The sequence below is a fragment of the Microbacterium sp. No. 7 genome (assembly GCF_001314225.1).
Classification (GTDB): Bacteria; Actinomycetota; Actinomycetes; order Actinomycetales; family Microbacteriaceae; genus Microbacterium.
The window spans coordinates 292,296-309,892 of sequence record NZ_CP012697.1; the positions used below are offsets into that span (position 1 = coordinate 292,296).

Consider the following 17,597-nt stretch of genomic DNA (forward strand, 5'->3'; position numbering starts at 1 on the left):
CGCCGATCACGCCTGAATCGGCGAGCGGCCGAGGCCGCTGCCATCAGGCGAACAGGGTGGCGTGCCGCGGTCGCGTTGCGGCAATAATGCCCTATGCCGCTCTTCATGGTCATCGAGCACTACGTCCACGGCGCGCGCGTCGTCTACGAGCGGTTCGCGGCCCAGGGGCGCATGCTGCCCGACGGCGTGAGCTTCATCGACAGCTGGATCGTCGACGAACCCGAGCCGCGCACGTGTTACCAGCTGATGCGCGCCCCCGACCGCGAAGCCCTGGACCTGTGGATCTCGCGATGGTCGGATGTCATGGACGTCGAGTGCTTCCCCGTGATCGACTCCGCGACCGCGCAGTCCCGTCGATCTCCCGCATCCGCCGGGGACGCGTAGCGCACTCGTCGTCGCCGGGGCCGGCGGTAGGGTCAACGCATGATCGTCCAGCGCTTCCGCACCGTCATCATCCTCGCCGGCAAGACCGCCACCGGGTTCGCCGTTCCCGTCGAGGTCGTCGAAGCTCTCGGAAAGGGCAAGAAGCCGCCCGTTCGGGTCACGGTCGGCGCCCACACCTACCGCAGCACGGTCGCCGTCTACGGCGGCGAGTTCATGATTCCGCTCAGCGCCGAGAACCGCGTGGCGGCGGGGGTCGAGGCCGGCGAAGAGGTCGAGGTCGCCCTCGAGCTCGACACCGAGCCCCGCACGGTGGAGGTTCCGTCGGCGCTCGCCGCGGCGCTCGCGGAGTCACCGGCCGCCCGATCCGCGTTCGACGCCCTCTCGTACAGCAGGCAGCGGGCCCACGTGCTCCAGGTGGAGTCGGCCAAGACGGAGGAGACGAGAGCCCGCCGCATCGCGAAGATCATCGCCGAGCTCGCGCCGTCGGGCGGGGAAGCGTAGGGCGTGGCGCCGGCGTTCTCTGAGCGTGACATCGCCTGCCGACGGTGAGATCGCGGTTCCGACGGTCATGCCATGCGCACGATCCCGGCACTCCCCAGCCGTCCGGTGCGATACTGGCCCGATGGACGTGTGGGCTGGCGTGGGCATCGTCGTGCTGCTGGGCGGCAGCATGGCCGGCCTCGCGCTGATGGCGCGGCGCGTGCGCCGGCGCGGATCCGCGGGCCCGGCGGTCGCCGCGGCGATGGCCGCCTTCGACGAGGGATTCCACTCGACGGCGCACGACACGTTCGTCGAGCTGCGCACGCAGGACGAGCGCGGCCAGCACACCCACGCCGACCGGCGCCGAGCCGACGCGGACGGACTCGAACAGCAGGAGTGAACACCACCCTCCTCACGCCTCCACCCCCGCTGGTTGAGTAGCCGCCGGAGGCGGCGTATCGAAACCCTTCCCACGGTCCGCTACACGGGTCTCGATACACTCGCGGCTGCGCCGCGAGCACTCGACCAGCGGAGCGAACACCACCCTTCTCACGCTTCACGCCCGCTGGTTGAGTAGCCGCCGGAGGCGGCGTATCGAAACCCTTCCCACGGTCCGTTACGGGGGTCTCGATACGCTCGCGGCTCTGCCGCGAGCACTCGACCAGCGGGAGGAGCCAGCGGGAGGAGGATGCCCAGCGGCGCGCTTGCCGGCTTCACTACTCAGTGTTACTGTATACCGGTAGTCAACAACGCTAAGTAGGAGACATCGTGGGCAGGCAGATGACGGAGATGCTCAAGGGCACGCTGGAGGGCATCGTCCTGGCGATCCTGGCCGTCCGCCCGGCCTACGGGTACGAGATCACCGCGCGGCTGCGCGACGAGGGCTTCTCCGACATCGCGGAGGGCACGATCTATGCGCTGCTCGTGCGTGTGGAGCAGCGCGGCCTCGTCGACGTGGAGAAGGTGCCCTCAGAGAAGGGCCCGCCGCGCAAGGTGTACACGCTCAACACGCGAGGCCGGGAAGACCTCGACGAGTTCTGGAGGACGTGGAGCTTCCTCGCAGAACGACTGGAGCAGCTCCGCGAGGGAGGGAAGCGGTCATGAACCTGATCGAGAAGGTCGTCGGCGACTTCGGCGACAAGCGCCGGTGGCGCGAGTACAAGGCCCGTGTCAAGGCACTGCCGCACGGCTACCGCACGACCGTCGAGGCGCTCGAGCGGTATCTGCTGCACTTCGGCGCGACCGACGGCGACATCTGGCTCTCGGCTTTCGACGACCTGGCCGACCTGTTCGAGCGCGCCGCCGCCGACGGCACGCCGATCCGCGAGATCGTCGGCAGCGATCCCGCGGACTTCGCCGAGACCTTCGCGGCGAACTACGGCGGGGCGGGCTGGATCAACAAGGAGCGGCAGCGGCTCGCCGACGCCGTCTCACGCGCCGAGCAGCGGGAGCAGAGCGAGCAGCACGACCGGTCCGACGGCGGCGATCGCTCATGACGACGGCATCCGTCGCCGAGACCGCGATCCGCGTGCGCGACCTGCGGAAGTCCTACGGCGATCTGCACGTGCTGCGCGGCGTCGACCTCGAGGTGCGCCGGGGCGGCATCCTCGCCCTGCTCGGCTCGAACGGGGCCGGCAAGACCACGCTCGTCAGGATCCTGTCCACCCTGCTGAGAGCGGATGCCGGAACCGCGGCCGTCGCCGGCTTCGACGTCGTCGCGCAGGCCGAGCGCGTGCGCGAGTCGATCAGCCTCACCGGACAGTTCGCCGCGGTCGACGAGATCCTGACCGGTCGCGAGAACCTCGTGCTCATGGCGAGGCTCCGCCACCTGGCCGACCCCGGCGGCATCGCCGACGCGCTGCTCGCCCGCTTCTCGCTGACGGATGCCGCAGACCGCCGGGTCGCGACCTACTCGGGCGGCATGCGCCGGCGCCTGGACATCGCGATGAGCCTCATCGGCGATCCGCCCGTCGTCTTCCTCGACGAGCCGACCACGGGCCTCGACCCCGAGGCGCGCATCGAGGTGTGGCAGGCGGTCACCCGGCTCGCCGAGAGCGGCACGACCGTGCTGCTGACGACGCAGTACCTCGAGGAGGCCGAGCAGCTCGCCGATCGCATCGCGATCCTGCACCGCGGGCGCATCATCGTCGACGGCACCCTCGACGAGCTGCGGCGGCTGCTGCCGCCCGCGAAGGTCGAATACGTGGAGAAGCAGCCGACGCTCGAAGAGGTCTTCCTCGCCGTCGTCGGCGACAGGGAAGGGAACGCGCAATGACCGCTCACGTCATCGGCGACACGGCCGTGCTCACCGGACGCTCGCTGCGCCACATCCTGCGCAGCCCCGACACGATCATCACGACGGCGCTCATGCCGATCGCGATGATGCTGCTGTTCGTGTACGTGTTCGGGGGAGCGATCGACACCGGCGCGGGGGCCGGCGGCGGGTCCTACGTGAGCTACCTGCTGCCCGGCATCCTGCTCATCACGGTCGCCTCGGGCATCGCGTACACGGCGTTCCGGCTGTTCACCGACATGTCCGGCGGCATCATCGAGCGCTTCCGCTCGATGCCGATCGCCCGCTCGAGCGTGCTGTGGGCGCACGTGCTCACCTCGCTCGTGGCGATCCTCGCCTCGCTCCTGGTCGTCGTGGGCGTCGCCCTGCTCATGGGCTTCCGTTCCGGCGCGGGTCCGCTCGCGTGGCTCGCCGTGACCGGCATCCTCGTGCTGTTCACGCTCGCGCTGACGTGGGTCGCCGTCATCCCCGGCCTGACCGCGAGATCCGTCGACGGAGCGAGCGCCTTCTCGTACCCGCTGATCTTCCTGCCGTTCCTGAGCTCCGCGTTCGTGCCGACCGCGTCGATGCCCGGCCCCGTGCGCTGGTTCGCCGAGCACCAGCCCGTGACGTCGATCGTGAACACGATCCGCGCGCTGCTCGCGGGGCAGCCGGTGGGCGCTGACATCTGGATCGCCCTCGCCTGGTGCGCCGGCATCCTCGTCGTCGCGTTCGTCGTCGCGACGACGATCTATCGCCGCAAGGTGCGCTGAGCCCCGCCTCGCGCGAGCCCCGCGCCACCGGCCTCGGAGGATCACGCGAGGCTCGGATGATCCCCGCGGAATCATCCGAGGTCGGTCAGATCCTCCGAAGCCGGTGAGCGGACGCCGGCCCCGGCGCCTCAGACGAACGTCGGCACGTCGGTCCACGCGCCGGGGGCGGGCGCGGCGCCGTCGCGCACGATCGTGCCCTCGATGAGCCCGTACGGGCGGTCGGCGGCGTAGAAGACCTCGCCCGGGTTCTCGAGCCCGAACGGCGCGAGGTCGTAGACGAAGTGGTGCTTGTTCGGCATGGCGAAGCGCACCTCGGCGATCTCGGGCCGCGCCTCGATGACGGCCTTGCCCATGGCGAACTGCGTCTGCTGCAGCGCGAGCGAGTGCACCGAGGCGAAGGTCGACAGCAGGATCTGGCTCACCTCCGCGTACAGGCCGTTGTAGTCGATGCCGGCCTCGACCGCCTCGGGCAGGAAGCGCCAGCGGCCCGTGACCGAGGTCGCCATGATGCGGTCGTTCGTCTCGACGAGGGTCGTGTACCGGTCGCGCGGGAAGCCGGCGAACTCGCTGCCGGTGGACTTGAGCACGACGAGGTCCTTGACGCCGCCGGTGACGTGCGTCTCCCCGTCGATGATCTGCACGGTCGCGAGGCGCGTGCCCTGACCCTTGCGCACGAACGAGTGGTCGTGCTCCGCGCCGTCGACGACGATGCGCTCCCACTCGTACTGCTCGGCCTGCCACAGGCCGCCCTCGATCCAGTCGAACTCGCGGGTGAAGTGCGCGCCGAGGGTCAGCAGGTACTCCTCGGGCGACGGGATGCCGTGCTCCTTCGCGAACGCGAAGGCGGTGTTCTTCTGGGTGTCGGTGGCGACGACGAGACTGTTGTCGCCGGTGAGGTACGAGTCGATGAGCGCCGCGCCGCGCAGTTGCGACGTGACGTTGAGGTCGATGATCTCGTGGCGGGCGGTGTCGCGGACGATCCGCACGACGCGGTTCTCGGCCTTTCCGTACTTGTTGGCTCCGAGGCTTACGGTGACTTCGGTCATGGTGGACTCCAGGTGAGGGGGAACTCTTCGCTTGTGAAGCTATTGCTTAACTGTGCGCGCGGCGTTGCCATCACGTGACAGTGCTGTTCCAATGTCGTCACGGCGCGCACGACGCTCCTGCTGGAAGCGCGGACCGGAAAGGGGGATGCTGGGACGCATGACCTCGCCATCGTCGCGCCCGTCGCCGCTCACCCGCCCCGACGGCTCGCCCATCCGCGCGCTCGTCGTCGACGACGAGGCCAACCTCAGCGAGCTGCTGCGCATGGCGCTCGGCCACGAGGGGTGGGACGCGCGCTCTGCGACGAACGGGCAGGAGGCGCTGAACCTCATCCGGGAGTTCGCCCCCGACATCCTCGTGCTCGACATCATGATGCCCGGGCTCGACGGCATGCAGGTGCTCGAGCGCGTCCGCGCCGCGGGCAACGACGTGCCCGTGCTGTTCCTCACCGCGAAGGATGCCGTGGAGGACCGCATCGCCGGCATCTCCGCCGGCGGCGACGACTACGTCACGAAGCCGTTCAACCTGGAGGAGGTCATCGCCCGGCTGCGGGGCATGGCGCGCCGCCACGTCGCGGCGGTGGCGGAGAGCGACCCGCGCCTGCGCGTGGGCGACCTCACGCTCGACGAGGAGACCTACGAGGTGGAGCGCGGCGGCACGCCCGTCACCCTCACGGCCAAGGAGTTCGAGCTGCTGCGGTACCTGATGCAGAACCCGCGCCGCGTGCTCAGCAAGGCACAGATCCTCGACCACGTGTGGAGCTACGACTTCGGCGGCAGCGCGAGCGTCGTCGAGATCTACATCTCCTACCTGCGCAAGAAGATCGACACCCTGGGCGACCCGCTCATCCACACGGTGCGCGGCGTCGGATACACGATCAAGGCGTCATGACGCGCCGCCGGTGGACGCTGCGCCGCACCCTCGTCGTCGGCACGAGCGCCCTGGTGGCCGTCGCGTTCCTGGTCACGAGCCTCACGACGGTGCTCGCGCTGCGCTCGTTCCTGTTCGAGCGGCTCGACCAGCAGGTGCTCGAGTCGCTCGGCTTCGCCCTCGGCCCCGGCGACGGCCCCGGCTCTGACTCCGGCGACGGCGCCGGCCCGGAGCGCGGGAACGGGCCGCCGCAGGAGGGCGCGCCCGGCGGCTCCTCCGAGGGGGAGGATGCCGGTGGGCGGGGCGGCACCGACGGCGAGGGGCCCGCGCCCCGGCTGGGCTCGCTGCAGGTCGTGCTCGACCAGGACGGCGCGGCGGTCAGCTCCGGCTACACGCGGGCGGACGGCGTCGAGATCGAGCTCACCGATCACGAGGTCGCCATCCTGGCCGCGGTGCTGGAGGGCGACCGCGTGCCCGCGACCGTCGACCTCGGCGCGCGGCTCGGCGCGTTCCGCGTCGCCGGTCAGGCGACCGACGACGGCACGGTCGTCGCCGGCCACTCCCTCGACGACGTGACGGCGACGACGACCGCGCTCACGGTCATCGTCGTGAGCGTCGCCGGCGTGACCCTGCTGCTCGCCGTCGTCGGGCTGTCGCTGCTCGTGCGCCGCGACCTGCGGCCGCTCGACCGGGTCGCGGGCGTCGCGCAGCGGGTGTCGCAGCGGCCGCTCGCAGACGGCGCCGTCGAGATCCCCGAGCGCGTCGACGCGAAGGACACCGATCCCGACACCGAGGTCGGCCGCGTCGGCACGTCGCTCAACGAGCTGCTCGGGCACATCCAGGCGGCCCTCGCCGCCCGTCAGCACAGCGAGGACCAGCTGCGGCGCTTCATCGCGGATGCCAGTCACGAGCTGCGCACGCCGCTCGCCAGCATCCGCGGCTATGCGCAGCTCTCGCTCCGCGAGGAGGCACCGATGACCGCGACGCAGCAGCGAGCGCTCGACCGCATCGCGTCGGAGGCCGAGCGGATGGGCGCCCTCGTCGACGACCTGCTGCTGCTGGCCCGGCTGGACGCCGGCCAGACGCTCCGCGACGACGAGGTCGAGCTCACACTGCTCGCGGTCGACGCCGTCAGCGACGCGCACGTCGCCGACCCCGCGCACGACTGGAGGCTCGACGTCTCGGAGGACCTCGTCTCGGTTCCCGGCGACGAGAACCGCCTGCGGCAGGTGCTCGCCAACCTGCTGCGCAACGCGCAGACCCACACGCCGCCCGGGACGATCGTCACCACGTCGCTCACGCGCGACGCGACGCACGCGATCCTGCGCGTGACCGACACGGGGCCGGGCATCGACCCCGCCGTCGCGGATCGCCTGTTCGACCGCTTCGCTCGCGGAGACCACGCGAGGAACCGGGATGCCGGCAGCACGGGCCTCGGCCTCGCGATCGCGCACGCGATCACCCTCGCGCACGGCGGTGCGCTCGACGTCGAGAGCGTGCCCGGCCGCACCGTGTTCACGGTGCGGCTGCCGCTGCGGCGCGCGCATCCCGTCTCATAGGTGCGTCAAAGGTTCGGGGAAGGCCCCGTTTGGCCGGGCCGATCACCATCAAGACATGCACACCACGAACCCCTTCACCCGCTTCCGCCGCTCCGCCGAGAACCCCCGCCGTGCCCGCGCCCTCGTCACCCTCGGTGCGGGCGTCACCCTCATGGCCGTCGCCCTCACCGGCTGCGCCGTCGGCGCGGCATCCACGGAGCCGGCCGCGTCGACGGCATCCACGAGCTCGGCCAGCACCACCACGGCCACGACGAACAGCGCGACGTCGCAGGAACAGGCCGCCACCGGCACCACGGCCGACACGATCACCGACACCGCCGCGGCCGCCGAGGCGTTCCTCGCGACGCTCTCCGACGAGCAGCGCGCCCAGGTGCTCTACGCGTACGACGACGAGACCAAGTCCACGTCGTGGTCGAACTTCCCGGTCACGTTCGTGCAGCGCGCGGGCCTCAACCTCGCCGACCTCACCGACGAGCAGCGCACCGCCGCGCTCGCCGTGCTCGAGGCCCTGCTGAACGACGAGGCCTACGCGACCGTCACGGGCATCATCGGCGGCGACGAGTACATCGGCGAGTACAGCTCGAGCACCGAGTCGTCGCTCGGCCAGTACTACATCGCCTTCTTCGGCGACCCGTCCGACACCGGCGCGTGGGAGGTGCAGTTCGGCGGCCACCACCTCGGCATCAACGCGAGCCTCGACGGCACGGCCGGCGAGATCACCTTCGCGCCCACGCACCTGGGGGTGCAGCCGGCGGTCTACACGAATGAGGACGGCGAGGAGGTGCAGCCGTTCGACGGCATCTACACCGACGCGTTCGCGTTCTTCGACAGCCTCACCGCCGAGCAGCAGGCCCCCCTCACGTCGGGCGACGTCAGCATGTGCGCGCCGGGCGACACGTGCGACTTCGCCGTCGGCGCGGGGCTCTCGGGCGCCGACCTCACCGACGAGCAGCGGCAGCTGCTGCTCGCGCTCATCGCCAACTGGGCCGGCATGGCCGACGAGCAGACCACCGCGGCCGCGCTCGCCGAGATCGAGGCGACCCTCGACGACACCGTCGTCGCGTGGTCGGGCGAGACGACGTACGACATGAGCACGGGCGACGGCATCTCGTTCTCGATCTCGGGCCCGAACGTCTACGTCGCCTTCCAGGCCCAGCAGGGCTCGGCCGGCGCCGACGTCGACGGCGTCACGACCTCCGGCTGGGGCCACGTGCACACCATCTACCGCGACCCCACGAACGACTACGCCGGCAGCGTCACCCAGCAGGCCGCCTCCGGCGGCATGGGCGGCCCCTCGGCCCGCTGACCGAGTGCGCGCGCAGCGCGTGCGAAGCGCGTGCATATCTTCCCGCTGATCGAGTGCGCGCGCAGCGCGCGTATCGAGATCCATGTAACGGACCGCTACACGGATTTCGATACGCGCGCTGCGCGCGCTACTCAATCAGCGAGGGCGGGGTGGCGCTTGGTCGGCGGGGGTGGCGCGGCGTCGACCTCCGCGCTGGCCTGCTGGTCATCCCAGGATGTCGCGTCGTGCGAGTCCGATCGTTCCCAGTGCGACGAGCATCGCGGAGCCGCCCCAGAGCAGAGCGAGCCCCGGCAGGTCGAACCCGTGCGAGAGCGGGGCCTCGCCGAAGGCCCAGTGCACGGGCGACAGCACGCGCAGCCCGTCGAGGTCGGCGCTGTTGTTCGCGACGGCCTGCAGCACGTAGCCGGCGACGGCGACGCCCGCCCCGGCGCCCACCGCCCATGCCGACCGGCCGGTGAGCGCGCCGGCGGCGAACGCGGCGGAGCCCGAGAAGAGCGCGACGCCCACCCACGCGGCGACGGCGGCCACGAGCCGGCCGGCATCGAGATCGAGCTCGCCCGGCCCGTTCATCGCCCAGACCAGCAGCCAGGTGACGACGCCGAGCGCCGCGAGCCGCACGAGCAGGGCGAGCGCGCTCTCCAGCGCGTACTGCACGCGCCCGACGCCGTGCGCGAGCGTGAGCTCGAGCCGTCCCGACTGCTCGGCGCCGCCCGTGAACGCCTCGCCCCACGAGATCGCCGCGATCGTGATGAGGATGAAGCCCGTCATCCCGAAGAACGCGGACTGCACGTAGCCGGCCCCGGTCGTGATGGCGTCGAAGCCGATCGTGCGCACCAGCTCGGGCGGCAGGGAGTCGAGCAGCCCGAGCAGCTCCGGCGTCTTCATCGCGGGGAACAGCGGCAGGTAGAGAACGACGATCGCGGCGATGCCGGCCGACCATCCGATCGTCCCGCGCCACCCGTCGCCGAGCCAGCGCCGCAGCACGGGCAGCGTCGCGGTCATGACGTCGCTCCGTCGCGGGCGTAGAGATCGAGCACCGACTCCTCCAGGTCGGGCTCCTCGACCGTGAGGTCGCGGATCGTCCCCGCCGTGAGGGCGCGGACGACCGGGTCGATGTCGCCGCGCGCCGTCGCCGAGACGCGCACGAGGTCGCCGGATGCCACGACCTCGACATCCTCGACGCCGGGCGCCGCCGTGAGGGCCGCCTGCACGGCATCCGCGGCCACGCCCGTCAGGGCGGCGCGCACGCGGCGCACGCTCGCGATGCGCAGCGACTCGACGGCTCCCTCGGCGACGATGCGTCCGCGCGCGAGCACGGCCACGTCGTCGGCGGCCTGCTGGATCTCGCTGAGCACGTGCGAGCTGAGCAGCACGGTCTGTCCGGCATCCCGCGCCTCGCGCACCATCGCGAGGAACTCGCGCTGCACGAGCGGGTCGAGACCGCTCGTCGGCTCGTCGAGCACCAGCAGGGCCGGCCGGTGCATGAAGGCCTGCACGAGGCCCAGCTTCTGCCTGTTCCCCTTCGAGAGGGTGCGCACGGGGCGGGTCAGGTCGAGGCCGAGGCGCTCGGCGAGCTGCTCGATCGTCCCCGGCGCCACGGGCCCGCTGATCTCGGCCAGGCTGCGCAGCAGGGCGCGCCCCGTCGTGCGGCCCTCGAGCCGCAGCTCGCCGGGCACGTAGCCGATGCGTCTCCGCAGGGCGGCTCCCCCCGCCCGCGGCGTCTCGCCGAGCACGCTGATCTCGCCCGACGTCGGCCGGATGATGTCGAGCAGCATCCGCAGGGTCGTGGTCTTTCCGGCGCCGTTCGGGCCGATCAGCCCGAACACCGAGCCCGGCCGAACGGTCAGGTCGAGTCCGTGCACGGCGGTATGCGAGCCGTAGCGCTTGACCAGCGCACGGGCCTGGATCGCGACAGACATGGGAGTCTCCCTCCTGCTCACAGCGAGTGGTCGGCCGCGGCACGCCGGATGGACTGACCGCGGATGTCGTCCCACTCCAGCGCGACGTCGCCGATCGTTCCCGCGCGCAGCGCGCCGGACTCCGCGATGCGGTCGCACAGCAGCGCGGCGTCGTCGCAGTCGGAGGCATCGACGACGATGACGTCGAAGTCCCTGCCTCGCCGCCGCACCGCCTGCGCACAGAGCCGCGACGCGATCGCCTCGCCCACCCGCCAGATCGCGGACGCGCGCGCGTCGCGGACGAAGACGACGATCAGCCGTGAGATGCCGGGCCGATCCAGCACGGCGTCGAGCGCCTCGGCCGCCGCCTGCTTCAGGCGCATGCGCGCGCGGCGGGGGCTGAGCGCGGCGAGGTCGGCGCCCCACACCACGGTGCGCACGTGGGACGACGCGTCGTCGTCGCCGCACGCGGCGGAATCGGCTCGCGGCAGGGCCTGCAAGACGGGCAGGGCGTCGCCGAGGGCGACAACGGTGGTGGTCATGGGCGCTCCGAATGGTCATGCGTGTTCGCAGTGCCGACCAGACTTCCCGGCGCGCCTGCCGATGACGCATCATCATCGACCAGCACAGCCTACGCCGCTTCCCGCCCGCGTCAAGCCCGCCCGGTCATCCGACGATCGGGCGCTCTTCGGGCAGGCTGTACAGCAGGCTCCGCTGTCGCAGGGCGAGCGCGGCGGCCAGGCCGATGGGGCCGATGCGCCCGGCGAGCATGAGAACGCTGAGCACGTACTTGCCGAAGGGCTCCAGCTCGGCCGACAGCCCGACCGACAGGCCGCACGTCGCGAACGCGGAGATCACCTCGAAGAGGATGCGGTCGAGCGGCGCGCTGCTGACCGACATCACGAGGCCCGTCGCGACCAGGACGAGGGTGGCTCCGAGGAACGTGACGCTGATCGCGAGCCGGAGCGTGCCGTCGGGGATGTGCCGGCCGGCCGCGATGACGTGCCGGTCTCCGCGCGCCTCCGCGATGATGCCGAGGAACAGCACGGCGAGCGTCGCGACCTTGATGCCGCCGGCGGTCGACACCGAGCCGCCGCCGATGAACATCAGCGCGTCGGAGACGAGGAGCGTGACCGTGGACGAGGCATCCGTCTCCGTGATCGCGAACCCTCCGGAGCGCATCATCACCGACGCGAACAGGGCGTGGAAGACCTTCTCGGCCGGGTTCAGATGGCCGATCGTGCGGTCGTTGCCCCACTCCAGCGCTCCCCAGGCGATCGCTCCGACGACGAACAGGATGGTCGTCATGGTCAGCGTGAGCTTCGTGTGCAGGCTCCAGCGCTGCCGGTTCCACCGGAACGCGATCAGCGTGAGGAAGACCGGGAAGCCGAGACTGCCCACGAACACCCCGACCATGAGCGGGACGAGGATCCACAGATCGCCCTCGAAGGGCGCCAGCCCGCCCTCGTGCAGGGAGAAACCCGCGTTGTTGAACGCCGAGATGCCGTAGAACAGCGCGTTCCACAGTGCCTCCCACCAGTGCTCCTCGATCATGAGGAATCGCGGGACGAGCACGATCACGAGGACCGCCTCGATCGTCAGGGTGGTCACCACGACGGTCTGCAGCAGGCTGCCCACCTCTCCGAGCTTGGAGACCCCGCCGATGCTCTGCTGCGCGAACAGCTTGCCGCGCACGCCGAGATGGCGCGTGACGGCTCGCATCAGCAGCAGCGCGATCGTCACGATGCCCAGCCCGCCGGCCTGGATCGCGGCCAGGATCACGAGCTGGCCGAAGAACGACCACTGCGTCGCGGTGTCGACGCTCGTGAGCCCGGTGACGGTGACGGCAGACGTGGCCGTGAACACGGCGTCCTGGAGCGGTGCGGCGCGGCCATCGGATGACGCGATGGGAAGCATCAGCAGGCCGGAGAACACGGCGGCGGACAGCACGAAGATGAGCACCGCCACCCTCGAGGGCGAGCGCTTCGCCAACCCGCGCAGGTAGCGGCCGAACCGCAGCAGCACGTCGGGCCGCCGCCTCTCCCTGCGATGCTGTCGGGCCACGGGGTCTCCTCGCCTCGTCGAACGACCAGACGGTCGCTGCCGACCAGGCTTCCCGGCACTCCGGCGACCAGCATAGTCCTCGCCCCCCTGCCCGCACAGGCGGGGCGGCGGCTGCCGCCCGGACCGGCCGTAAGGGAACCGTGAGCATCCCGGATGGCGCCGTATGGGTTCCGTGAGGGCTGCTGACGGGCGGCGCCGGCGGGTGTTCGATCAGGAGTCGCGCCGGCAGGTCGGCGCACGGGCCCGCATCGCGGCCCGTTCCCTTCGTTCATCGGAGTCGGTCGTGCTCGACATCGTCTACGTCCTGGGCGTGCTCGCCCTGTTCGCACTCGTCGGCCTCATCGGGAGGGCGGTGGAGAAGCTGTGACGGTCTTCGAGCTCATCGCCGCCGTCGCCGGCCTGGCCGCCGTGGTGTATCTCGTGTGCGCCCTCGTGAGACCGGAGCGGTTCTGATGGAGTGGCTGCTTCTCGTCCTCAGCGTGGCGACCCTCGTGGTCGTCCTCGGCGTGCTCTATCAGCCGGTCGGCGACTACATGGCGTGGGTGTTCCGCGCCCGCAGGGACGCGCTGCTGGAGCGCGGCGTCTACCGCGTCATCGGCGTCGACCCCCGGGCCGAGCAGACCTGGCAGGCGTATCTGCGGAGCGTGCTGCTGTTCGCCCTCGTCGGCGTGCTGCTGCTGTACCTGCTGCAGCGCGTGCAGCAGTGGCTGCCGCTCTCGCTCGGCCTGCCCGCCGTCCCGGAGGGCATCGCGTTCAACACGGCCGTGTCGTTCGTGACCAACACGAACTGGCAGGCGTACTCGCCCGAGCTCACCCTCGGCCACGCCGTGCAGCTCGCCGGCCTCACGGTGCAGAACTTCGTCTCCGCCGCCACGGGCATCGCCGTCGCGATCGCCCTCGTGCGCGGCTTCGCCTATCGCCGCACCGGCACGATCGGCAACTTCTGGGTCGACCTGGTGCGTGCGTCGTTCCGCATCCTGCTGCCGATGGCGGTGATCTCCGCGATCGTGCTGCTCGCGGGCGGCGTGATCCAGAACCTCGGCGGCTTCGCCGAGGTCACGACCGTCTCGGGCGGCGTGCAGACCCTGCCCGGCGGCCCGGTCGCGTCGCAGGAGGCGATCAAGGAGCTCGGCACCAACGGCGGCGGGTTCTTCAACGCGAACGCGTCGCACCCGTTCGAGAACCCCAGCGGCTGGACGAGCCTGTTCCAGGTGCTGCTCATCCTCGTGATCCCGTTCTCGCTGCCGCGCACCTTCGGCCGGATGGTCGGCGACGACCGCCAGGGCCTGGCGATCCTCGCCGCCATGGGCACCCTGTACGTGCTGTCGATGACGGCGCTCGCCGCCTTCGAGTTCGCCGGCAACGGCACGGCCCCGCAGCTGGCCGGCGCCGCGATGGAGGGCAAGGAGGCGCGGTTCGGCCTGTCGCAGTCGGTGCTGTACGCCGGCACGACGACGCTGACCTCCACCGGCTCGGTCAACTCGATGCACGACTCCTACACGGCCCTCGGCGGAATGATGCCGATGATCAACATGCTGCTCGGCGAGATCGCGCCGGGCGGCGTCGGCGCCGGCCTGTACGGCATGCTCATCATCGCCGTGATCGCGGTGTTCATCGCCGGCCTCCTCGTGGGCCGCACGCCCGAGTACCTGGGCAAGAAGATCGGCCCGCGGGAGATGAAGCTGGCGAGCCTGTACATCCTCGTCATGCCGCTCCTCGTGCTCACCGGCGTCGCGCTCGGCTTCGCGATCCCCGGCGTGCGCGACAGCGTGATCGGCGAGTCGATCGCGGGCACCGGCCCGCACGGGCTGTCGGAGGTCGTCTACGCGTTCGCGTCCGCCGCGAACAACAACGGCTCCGCGTTCGCCGGCCTCACGGCGAGCACGCCGTGGCTGACCGCCGCGCTCGGCGTCGCGATGCTGCTGGGCCGCTTCGTGCCCATCGTGCTCGTGCTCGCGCTCGCCGGCTCGCTGGCCGCGCAGGACAGGGTGCCCACGACCGCGGGCACCCTCCCCACCCACCGGCCGCTGTTCGTCGGCCTCGTCGTCGGCACGGCCGTTCTCGTGACCGCTCTGGTGTTCTTTCCCGTTCTCACGCTGGGTCCCCTGGCGGAAGGGCTGATGTGACCATGTCCACGACCACCGACACTCCCGCGCGCCGCGCCGCCGCGGGCCGGTCGCCGAGCGGAGCGTTCGGCATCGCGCAGCTGCGCGACGCGCTCCCGGGCGCCGTCCGCAAGCTCGACCCGCGCGCCCAGTGGCGCAACCCCGTCATGTTCCTCGTCTGGGTCGGCGCGGTGCTCACGACCGCGCTGGCGATCGCCGAGCCGTTCCTCGGCGGCCCCGCCGCCTCGGGCGGCGCGGAGGTGCCGGCCTCGTTCACGGGGATCATCGCGGCATGGCTGTGGCTGACCGTGCTGTTCGCCGGCCTCGCCGAGGCGGTCGCCGAGGGCCGCGGCAAGGCGCAGGCCGACAGCCTCCGCAAGACCCGCACGAGCACCCTCGCCCACCGCGTCGCCGAGTACGACGCGACGACGGATGCCGGTGCCGAGCGCGCCGACGTCGCCGACGTCTCCTCCGCCGATCTGCGTCTCGGCGACGTCGTCGTGGTCTCGGCGGGCGAGCCGATCCCCGGCGACGGCGACATCGTCTGGGGCATCGCCTCGGTCGACGAGTCGGCGATCACCGGCGAGTCGGCCCCCGTCGTCCGCGAGTCCGGCGGCGACCGGTCGGCGGTCACGGGCGGCACCCGCGTGCTCTCCGACCGGATCGTCGTGCGCATCACGTCGAAGCCGGGGGAGACCTTCGTCGACCGGATGATCGCCCTCGTCGAGGGCGCGGCGCGGCAGAAGACCCCGAACGAGATCGCGCTGAACATCCTGCTCGCGTCGCTGTCGATCGTGTTCGTCGCCGTCGCGCTCACCCTCAACCCGATCGCCTCCTATGCGGCGAGCCCCGTGAGCCTGACCGTGCTCGTCGCGCTGCTCGTGTGTCTCATCCCCACGACCATCGGCGCGCTCCTGTCGGCGATCGGGATCGCGGGGATGGACCGGCTGGTGCAGCGCAACGTGCTCGCGATGTCGGGCCGCGCGGTCGAGGCCGCGGGCGACGTCACGACCCTGCTGCTCGACAAGACCGGCACGATCACCTACGGCAACCGGCGCGCCGACGCCTTCGTGCGGCTCGCGGGCGTCGCCGAACACGACCTCGTCCGCGCCGCCGCGCTGTCGTCGCTCGCCGACCCCACGCCCGAGGGCACCTCGGTCGTGGAGCTCGCCCGCCGCGAGGGCGTCGACGTCGGATCCGGTGCGGCGGGAGACGCGCCGGGGGAGGTCGTGCCGTTCACCGCGCAGACCCGGATGTCGGGCATCGACCTGCCCGACGGCTCGCAGATCCGCAAGGGCGCCGGGTCGGCCGTCGTCGCCTGGCTGGAGCAGGAGGGCGCCCGGCCGCCGAGCGGCGTGCTCGCCGAGCTCGCGGAGCACACCGAGCACATCGCCCGCGCGGGCGGCACGCCGCTCGTCGTCGCGCGCCGGGCCGCCGACGGCGCGAGCGAGGTCCTCGGCGTGATCCAGCTCAAGGACATCGTCAAGGAGGGCCTGACCGACCGGTTCGCGGAGCTGCGCGCGATGGGCATCCGCACCGTCATGGTCACGGGCGACAACCCGCTCACCGCCGCGGCGATCGCCGCCGAGGCGGGCGTCGACGACGTGCTCGCCGAGGCGACCCCCGAGGACAAGCTCGCCTACATCCGCCGGGAGCAGGAGGGCGGCAACCTCGTCGCGATGACCGGCGACGGCACCAACGACGCGCCCGCGCTCGCACAGGCCGACGTCGGCGTCGCGATGAACACGGGCACGTCGGCGGCGAAGGAGGCCGGCAACATGGTCGACCTCGACTCCGATCCGACGAAGCTCATCGACATCGTCGCGATCGGCAAGCAGCTGCTCATCACGCGCGGTGCGCTCACGACGTTCTCCATCGCGAACGACATCGCGAAGTACTTCGCGATCATCCCCGCCATCTTCATGGGCGTGTTCCCGGGGCTGGGGGCCCTCAACGTCATGGGACTGCACTCGCCGGCATCCGCGGTGCTGTCGGCGGTGATCTTCAACGCCGTCGTGATCGTCGCGCTCGTGCCGCTCGCCCTGCGGGGCGTCGCGTACCGCCCGGCGAACGCGTCGAAGATCCTCGGCCGCAACCTGCTCGTGTACGGGCTGGGCGGCATCGTCGTGCCCTTCATCGGGATCTGGCTCATCGACCTCGTCGTGCGCCTCATCCCCGGGTTCTGAACGCACCCGGATTCCGAACGCAGAGGAGAGACCGGATCATGAACACCACGACCCGCAGCACCGGGCGCACCCTTTGGGTCGCCACCCGCGCCATGCTGCTGTTCACGCTGCTGCTGGGCGTCGGCTACACGCTCGCGCTCACGGGCATCGGGCAGCTGCTGTTCCCCGCGCAGGCGAACGGATCGCTCGTGCGGAACGCCTCCGGCGAGGTCGTCGGCTCCGCGCTCATCGGGCAGTCCTTCGCGGATGCCGACGGCGATCCGCTGCCGCAGTACTTCCAGCCGCGCCCCTCCGCCGCCGGCGACGGCTACGACGGCGGCAGCTCCTCGGGCTCGAACCGGGGGCCGGAGGACGCGGAGCTGATCGCCGAGATCGCGCAGCGCAAGGAGCAGGTCGCCGCGTTCGACGGCGTGCCCGTCGCCGACGTGCCCGCCGACGCCGTCACGGCGTCGGCCTCGGGCCTCGACCCGCACATCAGCCCCGCCTACGCCGCGATCCAGGTCGAACGGGTGAGCGCCGCCCGCGGGCTGGACGCCGACCGGGTGCGCGAGCTCGTCGCCGCGCACACGAGCGGCCGCGACCTGGGGTACCTGGGCGACCCCGTGGTGAACGTGCTACAACTCAACCTGTCACTGGACGAGCTGGAGGAGTGAGCG

At 71.5% G+C, this 17,597-nt stretch carries 20 protein-coding genes; 15 read left to right on the top strand and 5 right to left on the bottom strand.

What is annotated here, in order from left to right; translation table 11 throughout:
- The first annotated feature begins 93 nt into the window (after positions 1–93).
- The 7 genes from AOA12_RS01260 to AOA12_RS01290 all read left to right on the top strand — a co-directional run bounded on the left by AOA12_RS01260 (position 94) and on the right by AOA12_RS01290 (position 3,909).
- Positions 94–384 (top strand): DUF3303 domain-containing protein, encoded by a 291-nt coding sequence (locus AOA12_RS01260; protein ID WP_054679021.1) that lies wholly within the window; start codon positions 94–96, stop codon positions 382–384.
- Positions 385–423: 39 nt separating this feature from the next.
- Entirely contained in the window at positions 424–885 is a 462-nt protein-coding gene (locus AOA12_RS01265) for a YdeI/OmpD-associated family protein (RefSeq protein WP_054679024.1), read from the top strand.
- Between the two features lie 121 nt (positions 886–1,006).
- Positions 1,007–1,264 (top strand): hypothetical protein, encoded by a 258-nt coding sequence (locus tag AOA12_RS01270; protein ID WP_054679027.1) that lies wholly within the window; start codon positions 1,007–1,009, stop codon positions 1,262–1,264.
- A 368-nt stretch (positions 1,265–1,632) separates the two neighbouring features.
- Positions 1,633–1,968, top strand: a complete 336-nt coding sequence (locus AOA12_RS01275) for a PadR family transcriptional regulator (protein ID WP_054679030.1) — start codon at positions 1,633–1,635, stop codon at positions 1,966–1,968.
- The gene (locus AOA12_RS01280; protein ID WP_054679033.1) at positions 1,965–2,360 is read left to right on the top strand and encodes a DUF1048 domain-containing protein; all 396 of its coding nucleotides are present in this window, start codon (positions 1,965–1,967) and stop codon (positions 2,358–2,360) included. The genes AOA12_RS01275 and AOA12_RS01280 overlap by 4 nt, the downstream gene beginning before the upstream one ends.
- Complete coding sequence (locus AOA12_RS01285; protein ID WP_054679036.1) at positions 2,357–3,139, top strand: ABC transporter ATP-binding protein; 783 nt, start codon at positions 2,357–2,359, stop codon at positions 3,137–3,139. Before AOA12_RS01280 ends, AOA12_RS01285 begins: the two co-directional genes overlap by 4 nt.
- A complete protein-coding gene (locus AOA12_RS01290; protein ID WP_054679039.1) occupies positions 3,136–3,909 on the top strand; it encodes an ABC transporter permease in 774 nt (257 codons plus the stop codon). Before AOA12_RS01285 ends, AOA12_RS01290 begins: the two co-directional genes overlap by 4 nt.
- A 128-nt stretch (positions 3,910–4,037) precedes the next feature.
- On the opposite strand, the gene pucL is transcribed toward AOA12_RS01290, so the two are convergent.
- A complete protein-coding gene (gene pucL, locus AOA12_RS01295; RefSeq protein ID WP_054679043.1) occupies positions 4,038–4,955 on the bottom strand; it encodes a factor-independent urate hydroxylase in 918 nt (305 codons plus the stop codon).
- A gap of 157 nt (positions 4,956–5,112) precedes the next feature.
- On the opposite strand from pucL, the gene AOA12_RS01300 reads away from it, so the two are divergent.
- The 3 genes from AOA12_RS01300 to AOA12_RS01310 are packed head-to-tail and all read left to right on the top strand — an operon-like array spanning position 5,113 to position 8,688.
- Positions 5,113–5,844 (top strand): response regulator transcription factor, encoded by a 732-nt coding sequence (locus tag AOA12_RS01300; RefSeq protein WP_156366344.1) that lies wholly within the window; start codon positions 5,113–5,115, stop codon positions 5,842–5,844.
- The gene (locus AOA12_RS01305) at positions 5,841–7,382 is read left to right on the top strand and encodes a sensor histidine kinase (RefSeq protein WP_054679049.1); all 1,542 of its coding nucleotides are present in this window, start codon (positions 5,841–5,843) and stop codon (positions 7,380–7,382) included. Before AOA12_RS01300 ends, AOA12_RS01305 begins: the two co-directional genes overlap by 4 nt.
- A 55-nt stretch (positions 7,383–7,437) precedes the next feature.
- The gene (locus AOA12_RS01310; RefSeq protein WP_054679053.1) at positions 7,438–8,688 is read left to right on the top strand and encodes a DUF3500 domain-containing protein; all 1,251 of its coding nucleotides are present in this window, start codon (positions 7,438–7,440) and stop codon (positions 8,686–8,688) included.
- A gap of 204 nt (positions 8,689–8,892) precedes the next feature.
- Here AOA12_RS01310 and AOA12_RS01315 read toward each other — a convergent pair whose 3' ends face one another.
- The 4 genes from AOA12_RS01315 to AOA12_RS01330 form a co-directional block, all read right to left on the bottom strand.
- Positions 8,893–9,690, bottom strand: coding sequence for a hypothetical protein (locus tag AOA12_RS01315; RefSeq protein WP_054679056.1), 798 nt, complete (start codon positions 9,688–9,690; stop codon positions 8,893–8,895).
- Positions 9,687–10,607 (bottom strand): ABC transporter ATP-binding protein, encoded by a 921-nt coding sequence (locus AOA12_RS01320; protein ID WP_054679059.1) that lies wholly within the window; start codon positions 10,605–10,607, stop codon positions 9,687–9,689. Before AOA12_RS01320 ends, AOA12_RS01315 begins: the two co-directional genes overlap by 4 nt.
- Positions 10,608–10,624: 17 nt before the next feature.
- Positions 10,625–11,128, bottom strand: a complete 504-nt coding sequence (locus AOA12_RS01325) for a hypothetical protein (protein WP_054679063.1) — start codon at positions 11,126–11,128, stop codon at positions 10,625–10,627.
- Between the two features lie 124 nt (positions 11,129–11,252).
- Complete coding sequence (locus AOA12_RS01330) at positions 11,253–12,650, bottom strand: TrkH family potassium uptake protein (protein WP_231637156.1); 1,398 nt, start codon at positions 12,648–12,650, stop codon at positions 11,253–11,255.
- A 163-nt stretch (positions 12,651–12,813) separates the two neighbouring features.
- On the opposite strand from AOA12_RS01330, the gene AOA12_RS22915 reads away from it, so the two are divergent.
- The 5 genes from AOA12_RS22915 to kdpC are packed head-to-tail and all read left to right on the top strand — an operon-like array spanning position 12,814 to position 17,594.
- Positions 12,814–13,017, top strand: a complete 204-nt coding sequence (locus AOA12_RS22915; protein WP_156366345.1) for a hypothetical protein — start codon at positions 12,814–12,816, stop codon at positions 13,015–13,017.
- Entirely contained in the window at positions 13,014–13,103 is a 90-nt protein-coding gene (locus AOA12_RS22450; protein WP_082405847.1) for a potassium-transporting ATPase subunit F, read from the top strand. The genes AOA12_RS22915 and AOA12_RS22450 overlap by 4 nt, the downstream gene beginning before the upstream one ends.
- Complete coding sequence (gene kdpA, locus AOA12_RS01335) at positions 13,103–14,776, top strand: potassium-transporting ATPase subunit KdpA (RefSeq protein ID WP_054679070.1); 1,674 nt, start codon at positions 13,103–13,105, stop codon at positions 14,774–14,776. The genes AOA12_RS22450 and kdpA overlap by 1 nt, the downstream gene beginning before the upstream one ends.
- Before the next feature lie 2 nt (positions 14,777–14,778).
- Positions 14,779–16,941, top strand: a complete 2,163-nt coding sequence (kdpB, locus tag AOA12_RS01340; protein WP_054679073.1) for a potassium-transporting ATPase subunit KdpB — start codon at positions 14,779–14,781, stop codon at positions 16,939–16,941.
- Between the two features lie 38 nt (positions 16,942–16,979).
- Entirely contained in the window at positions 16,980–17,594 is a 615-nt protein-coding gene (kdpC, locus tag AOA12_RS01345; RefSeq protein WP_054679076.1) for a potassium-transporting ATPase subunit KdpC, read from the top strand.
- The last annotated feature ends 3 nt before the right edge of the window (positions 17,595–17,597 follow it).